Raw genomic sequence first — 11,682 nt, forward strand, 5'->3', positions numbered from 1 at the left:
ACGCTCGATGCTCAGCATCCTCACCCTCGTGCGCATCAGCGAAGCACTGCACGTAGCGCCGGGGGCGTTCATCGACGAGGTCTCCTCCTCGGACTTCGCGACACCCCTCACCGACCGACGCCGCCGCCGCGCGAGCTGAACCCGCCGCGCGGCGTTCCGGTCGCGGTCCGTGCCGCTCCAGGCCCGCGAGCCAGCGTTCCGGTCGCGATCCGTGCCGCTCCAGGCCCGCGATAGCGGCACGAACCGCGACCGGAACGAACCAAGCACCACCGGAAACGGCACGAACCGCGACCGGAGGACGTGCCCGACGACCCCCACCCACAACCGGGCCTGTGGATAACTTCTGCGAACAGTCCGAAGACCGGGCTACGGTGTGCTGGTGACCACCCGAACCCGCACACTCCTCGCCCTCGCGACGCTCACCACGCTCGCCATCGCGACGACAACCGGATGCTCACCCCACCCCGAACCAACCCCCACCCCCACCGCGGCCATCGCCACCGAAGAAGAAGCATTCGCTGAAGCAGAAGAGGTCTACCGGGCATACAACGAAGCCGGGAATGCCCGCCGCGACGGCGCGACCGAACCGGATCCGCAGGCGTTCCTTATCGGCAACGCGCTTGAAGGCGACATCGATGCGCGCAATGTATTCCGTGACCACGGCCTTGAGCCACGCGGCAACTCCCAAATCACGGAGTTCACAGGAGTTGAGTACGACAACAGCACGGCCGATTCAACGGTCGTCGCCCATGTCTGCCTCGATGTCACAGACGTGCGCGTATTCGACAGCTCCGGCCGCGACGTCACTCCAGTCACCAGACCAGATCTCGTGGCGCAGAGCGTGACATTCGTGATGACTGGATCCGTTCTCCGGATATCTGAGGAAGACTCCCTGGAAGAAGCATCATGCTGATCCAGACGATTGTCTTGACGACGGTGACACTGACAGCAGTGCTTACCGGCAGCCCTGTGGCCGTGGAGTCGGCGTGCCCGCGCGAGCTCGAACTTATCGGTATGTGTGACGTCACTTCCGAGACCGACGGCACGAACGTCGACGTGACCGGCATCCTCACTACCGACGGCACCGACGGCACCACCGGCACCACCCACACCCCCACCGACACGGACACGGACACGGACACCACCGGGGTGATCTGCGTCGCCTACCTCACCAACGGACGCTGCGTCGGCGAAACCATCCCCCACACCACCGACACCCCCGAAACCCCCACCATCACCATCACCGACCTCGCAACCTTCACCCCAGAACCCCCCACCCACACCACCGAACCCAACGGCGCAAGCATCGCCGGACTACCCACCAACTTCACCACCACCGCCACCCCCCACACCCAAACCGGCACCCTCTTCAACACACCCCTCACCGTCCGCTTCACCCCCACCACCTACCACTACGACTACGGCGACGGCACCACCACCACCCACACCACCCCCGGCACAACCTGGGCCGACCTCGACCAACCCCAATTCACCCCCACCCCCACCAGCCACACCTACACACAACCCGGCACCTACACCACCACCCTCACCACCCACTACACCGCCGACATCAACCTCGGCACCGGCTGGATCACCATCCCCGGAACCCTCACCATCCCCTCCCCACCCCAAACAATCACCATCCACCAAACCCACACCGCCCTCGTCGCCCACACCTGCACCGAACAACCCACCGCACCCGGATGCTGACATCCGCAAACACCCACACCCCCAGCACATCCCGGCCGCGCTGAGCAGCTACGAGGACGCCGCCTCCCGCAACGCGTCCAACGCTGTCGGCCACGGCAGACGCTCCTGCTCGAGCCGAACGCCCCCTTCCGCAGCGATCCGCTGGAGTGCGGCCTGCTCGAGCGCGTCGAGCATCGGCAAGGTGCGGTTCTTGACGCCGTTCGGGTCCGCCACCCAGAGCTCTCGATACGCGAGCAGGGTGCCTTCGTCCATGAGCACGCTGACAGCATCCACGCCGTTCGAGCGCAGCCGGTGCAGAATCGCGAACCCGTCGGCGTCGAGGTCACCCCAGTACAGCACCCGTGACGATACCGCCCAGGGCAGGCGGTGAATCGGAACCGCGTATCCGGCCCCGTGGACGGCGACGGCTCCCGGCCACTCGGGCAGAGCCAGCACCGACTCGAGGTTCTCGCAGACGATGACCACGCGAGGCTCGAGCGGCAGCGCGGCGAGCTCGTCCGCAGGCGCGCTGATGTCGGTGAGGCCGCCAGGGCGCGCTGCAGGATCGAGGATGCGAATCCGCAACGTCTCGGGGGGAGGGACGAGCCCGAGATCGTGCGCACCGGTGATCGCCGCGTACAGCGACTCGACGAGGGCGCGATGCCCGCCGAGCCACTTGGTGTGCATGCCGGGAATCGGCACCTGCCTCAACCGATACCCGGACGACGGATGCTCTCTCAGCCACTCGAGCACGTCGAGCAGCAGCGTGAAGTCGGCATCCGTGAGGCGGTCGATCGCTCCCCCGCGGGAGCGCACCGCCTGCAGGAACTCCTCGGAGTCGCCGAACCTCCCCCGCAGTAGTGCCACGCGATCACGCAGGCGCACCCAGTCGTCGTGCACCTCGCGGCCGGCGAATCGCGCGATCGCGTCGGCCGAGTGCAGCGTCAGCCGTTCGGGCAGCTCCTGCCGCCCCGCGCTCGGCCAATTCTTCTGCACCCACCGCACCTGAACGCCGGCACCGCGCACCGCTCGCCAGGAGTCCGCCCATTCGCTCGCGGCGCGCGGATCAGCGAGCACGCCCGCCTCCGTCGGCGGCTTCAACGGGATGCCGAGAACGACCTCATCATGGTCGATGCTCGCGGCCCACTCGCGCCGGCCGCTCGCAACGGCTTTCGCCGCCCTGGTCCGCGCTTCGGTGACGGTGACCGGCATCACTCCACCTGCTCGAACGGCACGTTCGACAGCAGCGACTGCCTGCGCGTCGGGTTGGAGACCGAGGTGACGGCACCGACGTAGCTCTCGATCGTCTGCAGCAGCTTCTGCGGAGTGGCGAGGATCATATGGAACCCGAACTCCTCGAAGACGTCCATGGCCATGCGCGTGTACTGGCTGTCGGCTTTGTCGAACGCCTCATCGAGCACGATCGTGCCGTACGTCGGAACATCCTGATCGTCGTCCGTCAGCTGATAGCGCAAGGCCGCGGCGAGGCAGAAGATGACGAGCTTCTGCCGTTGCCCTCCCGAGAGTCCCGCGCTCGAGTCGTGCACGCTGAGCACGCGCCCAGCACGATCGACCTCCTGCGCCTGGAACGTCACGTGCTCGCGGGTGTCGAGGCAGCGCTGACGCCACACCTGATCCGCACGGTCACCGTTCTCCGCCGACTCGAGCCTGTCCATGATGCCCTTCAGCGCGGCGAACCGCTGCTCCGCGCGCAGATCATCCTTGTCCAATGAACCATCGACGATGCCCTTCAGCTGAGCCATGAACTCGGCGGCCTCGGGCGAGCGCTTGGTCTTCACCCTGATCCGCAGAAAGCGGTCGGCGTCGAAGAGCGACCGCCCCAGCGATGCGTTCACCGGGTCGATCCGCTCCTCGATCTGCTTCGGAGCGTCACGGATCTCGCTGAGCAGATGCCCGATGAGATCCCGGGACTTCTCGCGCAGCAGCCGACGGAAGTTCTCCTCGTGAGTGGGCAGACCCCTGGTGCGGATGCTGTCCAGCAATGCCCGGTAGCCGGCGCGGTCCTCCACCTCGGCGGTGAGGTTCGCAGCGGCCGCCGGCCATCTACCGCGGAACTCCGATGCCAGCCGCGTGAACACGGTCATCGACCGCGAGCGAGCCTCATCGGCCTCCTGCACAGCGCTGTTCAGCGCCTTCACCACTTTCGCACCGATCTCGGCGATGTTCGAGGTGTCGATGCGTCGCTGGATCTGGCGGTACCGCGCCTCCAGCAGCGCAGCGTCGGCGTCGGCGACGGTGACGCCGTCGAGCCGCTCGGCGAGCCGGGCGATCAACGCATCCGAGGCATGGAGCGCACTCTCCGCCACCGCCCGCGCGGCGTTCGCGGCATCCGCCTCTTGGCCGGCAGCACGCCTGCGCTCTTCGGCATCGGCGACGTCGCGCGATGCCTCCTCGAGGTCGCTGCTGCGCATCGTGAGCCGCGCCAGCTCCGCCTCGCGGTCAGCGATCGTCTTCTCCGCCGCAGCGGAGTCGAACTCCGTCCAGGTGCGTTCCAGCACACGTTGCAGCACCAGGCGTCTGGCCGTCTCCGCCTGGCCGATGGCGGCCTGCTCGTCACGCACGGCGCGCGCGTGATCGAACTCGCGCTGCGCGTCGGCACGTACCTCGAGAAGGTGATCGATCTTCGCCTGGTTGTCGGATCCGAGGATCCAGTGCTCCCTGTCGTCGATCGCCACCCGATCGTTCTTCTCATAGCGTCGCGCGGATGTCTTGATCTGGCCACCGATCGTCACGCCGCGTTCGACCTCGTCGAGGTCGTCGGGCCCTGCGACGCACGAGATATCGAACGATTCGGAGAGCCTGGACTGCATCCACTTCTGGAACGGCCCGTCGGAGACCCGGATGCGGTGCAGCACGCAGTCGCGCGCCTTCGCCGGCCGCGGCGCGGTGACATCGCTCGGCACCGCCTCGATCACCAGCCGGGTGCCCAGCGACCGCTTCTCGATGAGGCGCCGCACGCGGACGAGATCGGCATCGCGCACCAGCAGGGCAGACGCCAGCGGGCGGAGCACCCGTTCGATCGCGCCCGTCCACTGCGCGTACTCGGGGAGCACGTCGATCAGCTCACCGCCGAACGGGAGCATCTTCTCGCTGACGCCGAGCTCCCCTGCCAGCCACTCGCGCACGGCGAGCAGGCGCGGCTCGAGGTTGCTTCGCCGATTCTTCAGCGACTGCAACTGCTCGTCGAGCGCCGCCAGCCGGCCGCGCGCCTTGGCGTACCGCTCGTGTGCTGCGTGGCTGTCGTCGTCAGCGCGGACGACGGCGAGGTCGGCGCGGGCGGATTCCTGCAAGGCGGTGAACTCCGCGGCATCCGCCGGGGCGTGCGGGATCCCCGCAGAGCGAAGCTCGGATGCGAAGCGCTCTGCGTGCTCGCGGATTCGGGCGGCCTCCCGGCGGGCGTCATCGATGCCGCGACGCACCAGCCCGGCATCCACCCCTCCCAGGTTCGCTTCACGCAACCGCGCCTCGCTCAGCACGCGATCGGCCTCTTCACGGGCGGCGTCGGCCGTCGCCGCCCGGTCCTGCGCCCTGGCGAGTGCAGCCACCTGATCCTCGCGCTGCCCCTGAGCCAGGGTCAGGTGCAGGCGGTCCTGGAACGGCTCCTGCACGGCGATGAGATGCTGCACCTCGGCGACGGTCTTCGACTGGCGCTCGTACTCCTCGGTCGCCTCCTCGATGCGTTCGAGATGCTCGGCCTGGCGGCGGAGTTCGACCACGTGCTCGTGCGCAGCGTTGAGTTCACGGAACTGCTCCGTGGCGTTGCGCGCCTGATCGAACGTGCCGGGGCGATCGAGCATGAAGGCCCGGAAGAGCGTGTCGAGGTTGCCGAGGTTCTTCGCCGACTGCGTCTTGTGCAGCAGGTGCAGCGCGTTGTCGCTCCCGATCCCGAACACGCGCCGCATCCGGGTGAAGAACCCGCCGTGGCTCCCCGTCGAGACGACGCTGTCGGGGAACGCGGCTTTCAGCCGCCGCGCCTCGATGCCCTTCGCGACGAACGGGGCGAGGTCGGTGAGCGCGACCTGGGTGCGCAGCAGCACGAACGCGTCTTTGAGATCGGCGCGGGCGGTGCTCGTGCCCGGCATGTGGAAGAGCCGGACCAGAGTGACCGGGGCATCGCGCTGATTCTCGAAGCGGAGCAGGATGCCGCTCCACGTCGCCCGGGGCCGAAGGTAGGTGCTGACTGCGCGGTCCTCGAGCTCGTCCGCCTCTTTGGTCCACGCGCCGCGCACGTAGCTGACCAGGCCCCGGTCGTCGGCGCGCGACGAGGCGTCCTGCGCGGCCGCATTGAATCTCAGCCACTTCTCGGGCGTGAGCACGGCGGCGATCGCGTCGAGCAGCGACGATTTGCCCGATCCGGATGCTCCGGTGATGAGGTGCCCTTTGCGGGCCACGTCGATGCGGTGCGCGCCGTCGAAGGTGCCCCAGTTGACCACCTCGATGCACGCAAGCCGCCACTGCCCGGCGCGCTGATCGTCGGTATCGGTCTCGACAGCCAGATCAAGCAGCGTCATCGTCGGCTTCCTCGTCGTCGGTCTTCATCGCACCGGGTTCGATCGCTCCAGCACTCTCCCCCGCCCGGATCCGCTCGTACTCGGCGGCGATGGTGCGCACCTGCTCGGCGTCGACCAGCATCCGCAGCACGGGTGAGATCTCCACCCGCTCGTCCGAGAGCGCATGCACCACCCGGAGTTTGTTGCGCATCTTGAGCCAGGAGGCGTTGAGCCGCTTGGCGAAGTCGGTCTCGTCGCGATCGGCGCTGCGGAACGGGGCGAGCTGTTCGAACACGTCATCGCGTCCGACGATGACGCGCCCCTCCTGCTCGCCGCTGAGCAGCATCTGCCGAAGAACCAGCAGCATCGCGGTGTCGATGAAGGTGAGCTGCTCGGCGCGCACGGCGACGGGGGCGTCCTGCTCTCCCGTGGCGGCATTGCGCACGAAGGCGAAGCCGGCGTCGCGGTCGATCACGAGATCGAGGAACAGATCGTGCAGGCGGGATCGGATGCCGGCCTCATCGGCGAGCAGGGCCGCCCACGGCCCCGAGGCTCTGGCGGCCGAGAGGTAGGGCCCCTGAATCAGCTTCAGCAGCGCGCGACGCGCGTCGATGCTCAAGCTGCCGGTATCGCCCGGCCACTGCCCCTCCTCTGGGGTCATTCCTGCTTCCGGCATCGCCGGCTCCGGCATCCTGTCCATGTCGGTCACAGCACCCTCCCGGTGAATCGATAGCCCGGTATCCACGCGGCTCTGGCCACGGCGTCGGAGCCGACCCAGGTGACCCGCTCTGGCGCACTCGTCACCCCTTGGGCAGCGCCGAGTGCGAGCAGACCGACGACGCTCGCGACGCCCTGGGTCGCCGGAAATCGCTCGAGGACGTCGGCGATCGTGACCTCTTCGGCGTCGTCCAGCAGGGCGTTGACGTTGCCGGTGAGCTCGGCGAAGTCGATCTCGGTCTCGCGCGCCAGCGCGCGCAGCTCTTCGATGCTCACGACGTCCGCTTCGTGCACCGTGACCGCCTCCGGCGCGTCGTACGCCGCCGGGTCGTAAAGCCGAAGCGCACCGGCGCTGCGCATCGGCACGGCCGACAGCGACAGGCTCACCGCCGTCGTCTTGTACGGCTTGATCCGCGTGCTGGCCGCGTGACCGGCGGCGAGCGCGCCTCGCAGCTCCCGGCGCAGCACGCGGTCGCGCTCGTACTCCTGAGACTGGACGTAGCGGCGCAGCCCGCGGGCGAAGGTCGTGATGACGTCGTGGATCTCGCCGCTGCGCTCCTTGAGGGTTCGCAGCAGTCGGCGCAGGAAGCGCCGCTCGCTCGGGCTCAGCGCGCTCGTGAAGTCGCGGTCGAGGACACTGCGGATGTCTTCTTCGAACTCCTGACCTCGCTCGGGGTCGAGCACCAGGCTCGCGAAGCCGGTGAAGGTGCGCCCTGCGTCGGACTCGTCGATCATGTTCACGCCACGGAAGATGTCGTCGAGCACGGCGCGCTGCGCGGCATCCGATTCGAGCACCCTGGCGCGAAGATCGCGGTTGAGACCTTCGAACTCTGCACGCACCCTGGCGAAGTCGCTCGGGATGTCCTCCGCCATTGCGAGCAGGTCTCGTACGCGCTCGACGGCGCGATCTTCGTCGAGAGGAGGGGCCTCACCACGATTGATCGCCTCGATCTCGGCGTCGATCTGCGCCCGCTGCTCCTCGAGCCGGGCGATGCGCGTGCGGGCGTCTGGGTCGGAATCGACCGCGAGACGGTGCAGCTGCGCGGCGATGCTCGCCAGTCGCGATTCGGTGGCCGCTTGCCGCGGTTGCGCGAGCTGGGCGAGGAACCGCGTCGCGGTCAGCGCCGCGGGCGACAGCTCGAACGTCTCGCCCCGGCTCGTCTCGGCCGGGCGACGCACGAGGTAGCCGGACGTGCGCCACTGGGCGCAGTACGCCTTGGCCGTGCCTGGCAGGTCGAATCCGTGCGCGCGCAGCTCGTCGAGATCCGCGTCGATGCGCTCGTAGAGGTCTTCGCTCTCGATACGGCGCTCCTCTCCGCCGAGGTGGGCGCCGAGGATCGCGACCATGACCGGCGCGTTGTCGGCGCGCAGCATGCGCCACGCGACGTGCTCGTCGAGCAGTCGCGTCAGGGCATGCGCCTGCGCCAGTGCGGTCACGGTTCTCCTCGGTACGGATGCCGGTGGTGCCACGACCATCATGGCCGACACCACCGACACTGGCCGATTCGATGGCCGATTCTGGAGCACGCGGTCAGATCAACCGCACCGGTGGCCCGTACTCGGCGACCTTCTCATCCGCCGTGAGGAGGGTGATCCCCTCGACCCGAGCCTGTGCGACAAGCATCCGGTCGAAAGGATCCCCGTGGATCGGGGGAAGGCCTGTGACGGCAGCCGCGTGCGCTCCGTCGACCGGGAGCTCGATGTATCCGTTCTCCCGCAGCTCACGCCTGAGCACGTGAGGGTCCGCATCGAAATCGCCTCGCCCCAGGGCCGATTTGATCGCCACCTCCCAGATGCTGGCCGCGCTGAACAGCAGATCATTCTCGGCATCGGAGAGCAGATCGACAGATCGTACGGCCAACCGCTGCGGCGCATACGCGGCCCAGAGCAGCACGTGCGTATCGAGAAGAAGCCGCATTCAGTCGCCATCCCCGAAGAGCGCGGCGATCTCGGCGGCGCCCATCTCATCGAAGTCCTCCGGGATCCGCGCGTGACCTGCGAGAAAGCCGAGCCTGCGCTGAGCCTGCGGAGCGTCGATCCGCGTGATCTTCGCCACGGGCCTTCCCGCCTTCGCGATCGTGATGACCTCACCAGCCGCCGCGGCGTCGACGAGACGCGACAGATGCGTCTTTGCTTCATGCATGTTCACGGTGGTCATGGTGACTCCTCGACTAAGTCGATCTAGTCTAGTCCGTTGAGCGCCCCGCTTCCAGGGCAGTTGCGAGCCAGGTATGTCTGCTATCTGCTCAATAGGAGTTCTGCTATTTGCTCATTAGGAGTTCTGCTATCTGCTCGATGGGCTAGTCTGGAGCTATGAGCTCACCGTACGAACGCCGCGTCGTCGACGCCGAGCTCGACGAACTCTTCAGCGGTCTCGCGGCGATCGCCATCGATGGCGCGAAGGGCGTGGGGAAGACGACCACTGCGGCGCAGAGGGCCGCGACGACCCTCCGACTGGATGACCCGCTGGTACAGCAGGCGATCGGCGCCGATCCCGCCGGCATCCTCCCATTCGAGCGCCCCCTGCTCATCGACGAGTGGCAGCGCGCCCCCGCGGTGTGGGACGTGGTGCGTCGCGCTGTCGACGACGATCGACGCGGAGAGCAGTTCCTGCTCACCGGCAGCGCGACTCCTCGTGCGGGCGCGACCGCTCACTCGGGCGCCGGGCGGATCGTGCGATTGCGAATGCGACCGCTCGCTCTCTCAGAACGAGGCTTCCACCCGACGATCTCCCTGGCCGATGTGCTCCGCGGGGGCGCACAGCTCTCCGGTACGGCAGATGCGACACTCGCCGACTACGCGCGAGAGATCGTGAGCTCGGGCTTTCCCGGCATCCGCGATCTTCCTCCTCGCCAGCGACGCGCACAGCTGGCCGGCTACGTCGAGAACATCGTCGACCGCGAGATTCCCGAGGCAGGCATTACAGTGCGTCGCCCTCATGCCCTGCTGCACTGGCTTCGCGCCTATGCCGCAGCAACCTCGACGACAGCGTCGTACACGCGGATCCTCGACTCGGCAACGGCAGGCTTCCCGGACAAGCCGACTCGCAACACCACGGCGGCCTATCGAGACGCTCTCGAACAGCTCTGGATCCTTGATCCCGTCGGCGCGTGGGCGCCGGCCGGCGCCGAACTCGGCAGGCTCGCGCAGGCACCCAAGCATCAACTCGCCGACCCCGCGATCGCGGCCTCCCTGATGGGCTTCACATCGGAGTCGCTCGCACGGGGCAGCGGCGGCGGCGAAGGGCACGCATTCGGCGACCTCTTCGAATCGCTGGTGACGCTGTGCCTGCGGGTCTATGCACAGCGCAACGAGGCGACCGTGTCGCATTTCCGCGATCGCAACGGCGAACACGAGGTGGATCTGATCGTCTCCAATCCCGACGGCTCGATCATCGCCTTCGAGGTCAAGCTGTCCGGAAGCGTCGATGATCGAGATGTCCGGCATCTGAAATGGCTGCGGGAGCGTCTGGGGGAGCAGTTGATCGACGCGATCGTGATCAATACCGGGCCGATGGCGTACCGGCGGCCCGATGGGATCGGGGTCGTGCCACTGGCGCTTCTGGGGATGTGAGTGGCGGGTCGGCTCAGGAACTCGGTTCCACCTCCGTCATTTCCGCGTCGTCTGGGTCGTCTGCCCGGTGCTTCTTGCCGAACAGACCGGCCGCCTTGCAGCGGACATTGCCGGCAACACCGGTGATCACAGCGCCTGCCTCTTTGGCAGCGGTCAGCGCACGGGCCTCGTCCGGTATTCCATCGCCGTCGAGATCCACAGATCTGAACACCTCGGCGCTCCTGCTCACCGTGCCCGCGACGCCGGCGCCCGCCCGCTTCACCGCCGTCAACGCACGCGCTTCATCAGGGATGCCGTCACCGTCAAGGTCGACGGAACGGAATGCCTCCGTCGCCGCGCTCACCTTGCCCCAGACGTTCTCACCGAAGTCCTTGGCGCTTCCCGCCGCGGCTTCGAGCGCGAGGGCGGCCCGGGACGGCGGCACCTCTCCGCGCTCGGGCTTGGCATACGCCTGAAGCCATTCCGGGAACTGGGTTGGCGTCTCGGGGAAGGCCACTCGCGCAGCCTTCACGACGTCGCGCCCGAAGGTGAAGCTACCCAGGCCCCCGATCACCGCGCCGACGCCGAACGGAATCGCCTTGCCTGCTGTGCCGGCACCGAGTTTTCCGCCCAGCTTCATCGACTCCCGCCCGATCGCGATGGTCAATGGTGCGAGAGCAGAATCGGGAAGCTGCTCGGTGAGCATCTCCCCCCACCCCTTGGGCAACGCCTTGCCGACGACACCCGATGCCGTGCCTTTCGCCGCCTCCACGCCTCCCAGCCCCACGGCGTTCATCACCAGCTTGTTCATCTGGGCCTGGGACTTCTGACCGAGCAGCGTCCCGAGCACCAGGGGCTTCGCGCGCTCTGGATCGTCGACCGGGATGCCATGCAGCTCTGCAACGGCGAGGACGTACAGCGCGCTGGTCTCGTAGAAGAACAGCAGATCCGCGACACCGAGGCCGAGCGCGATCGGGATGCCGACACCCGGGATCGCTGCGGATGCTCCGACACCGCTGCCCGTGATCGTCACCGTAGCGACGTATCTGCTGTCGAGTTCCTTGAGCACCTCAGCGGGTGCGGCACCCGTTCTCTTGGTCACATCGCGAGTGTACAAGTACACGGGGACATGCTCCCTGGCGGGATTCACCGGGCGCGATCAGGCTTGTCGGGTGCCCCGAACCCCCTCCGCCGCTGCCGCGCTCATCGGCGG

Annotated in this window: 10 protein-coding genes; 3 read left to right on the forward strand and 7 right to left on the reverse strand. The window is 67.7% G+C overall.

Going from position 1 to position 11,682, the window contains the following annotated elements:
• Nucleotides 1-379 precede the first annotated feature (379 nt).
• Nucleotides 380-913, forward strand: coding sequence for a hypothetical protein (locus tag QM568_RS01765; protein WP_415135200.1), 534 nt, complete (start codon nt 380-382; stop codon nt 911-913).
• On the forward strand, nt 907-1,710 hold the full coding sequence (locus tag QM568_RS01770; protein WP_415135202.1) for a hypothetical protein: 804 nt from the start codon (nt 907-909) through the stop codon (nt 1,708-1,710). The genes QM568_RS01765 and QM568_RS01770 overlap by 7 nt, the downstream gene beginning before the upstream one ends.
• Before the next feature lie 48 nt (nt 1,711-1,758).
• Here QM568_RS01770 and QM568_RS01775 read toward each other — a convergent pair whose 3' ends face one another.
• The 6 genes from QM568_RS01775 to QM568_RS01800 all read right to left on the reverse strand — a co-directional run bounded on the left by QM568_RS01775 (nt 1,759) and on the right by QM568_RS01800 (nt 9,075).
• A complete protein-coding gene (locus QM568_RS01775) occupies nt 1,759-2,901 on the reverse strand; it encodes a Wadjet anti-phage system protein JetD domain-containing protein (RefSeq protein WP_415135204.1) in 1,143 nt (380 codons plus the stop codon).
• On the reverse strand, nt 2,901-6,221 hold the full coding sequence (locus QM568_RS01780; protein ID WP_415135207.1) for an ATP-binding protein: 3,321 nt from the start codon (nt 6,219-6,221) through the stop codon (nt 2,901-2,903). The genes QM568_RS01775 and QM568_RS01780 overlap by 1 nt, the downstream gene beginning before the upstream one ends.
• Nucleotides 6,208-6,900: a DUF4194 domain-containing protein gene (locus QM568_RS01785; protein ID WP_415135219.1), complete on the reverse strand. Its 693-nt coding sequence runs from the start codon at nt 6,898-6,900 to the stop codon at nt 6,208-6,210. Before QM568_RS01785 ends, QM568_RS01780 begins: the two co-directional genes overlap by 14 nt.
• 5 nt (nt 6,901-6,905) lie before the next feature.
• On the reverse strand, nt 6,906-8,354 hold the full coding sequence (locus QM568_RS01790; RefSeq protein ID WP_415135209.1) for a DUF3375 domain-containing protein: 1,449 nt from the start codon (nt 8,352-8,354) through the stop codon (nt 6,906-6,908).
• A gap of 94 nt (nt 8,355-8,448) precedes the next feature.
• Nucleotides 8,449-8,835 carry a type II toxin-antitoxin system VapC family toxin gene (locus tag QM568_RS01795; protein WP_415135211.1) on the reverse strand — a complete coding sequence of 129 codons (387 nt, stop codon included), beginning with the start codon at nt 8,833-8,835 and terminating at the stop codon, nt 8,449-8,451.
• Nucleotides 8,836-9,075, reverse strand: a complete 240-nt coding sequence (locus QM568_RS01800) for a type II toxin-antitoxin system Phd/YefM family antitoxin (protein ID WP_415135213.1) — start codon at nt 9,073-9,075, stop codon at nt 8,836-8,838. It abuts the gene before it with no gap.
• 155 nt (nt 9,076-9,230) lie between these two features.
• On the opposite strand from QM568_RS01800, the gene QM568_RS01805 reads away from it, so the two are divergent.
• Nucleotides 9,231-10,490 (forward strand): ATP-binding protein, encoded by a 1,260-nt coding sequence (locus QM568_RS01805; RefSeq protein WP_415135215.1) that lies wholly within the window; start codon nt 9,231-9,233, stop codon nt 10,488-10,490.
• Nucleotides 10,491-10,503: 13 nt separating this feature from the next.
• On the opposite strand, the gene QM568_RS01810 is transcribed toward QM568_RS01805, so the two are convergent.
• Nucleotides 10,504-11,571: a hypothetical protein gene (locus QM568_RS01810; protein WP_415135217.1), complete on the reverse strand. Its 1,068-nt coding sequence runs from the start codon at nt 11,569-11,571 to the stop codon at nt 10,504-10,506.
• Nucleotides 11,572-11,682: the final 111 nt, after the last annotated feature.

It is taken from the genome of Microbacterium sp., from assembly GCF_047607465.1.
Taxonomy (GTDB): Bacteria; Actinomycetota; Actinomycetes; order Actinomycetales; family Microbacteriaceae; genus Microbacterium.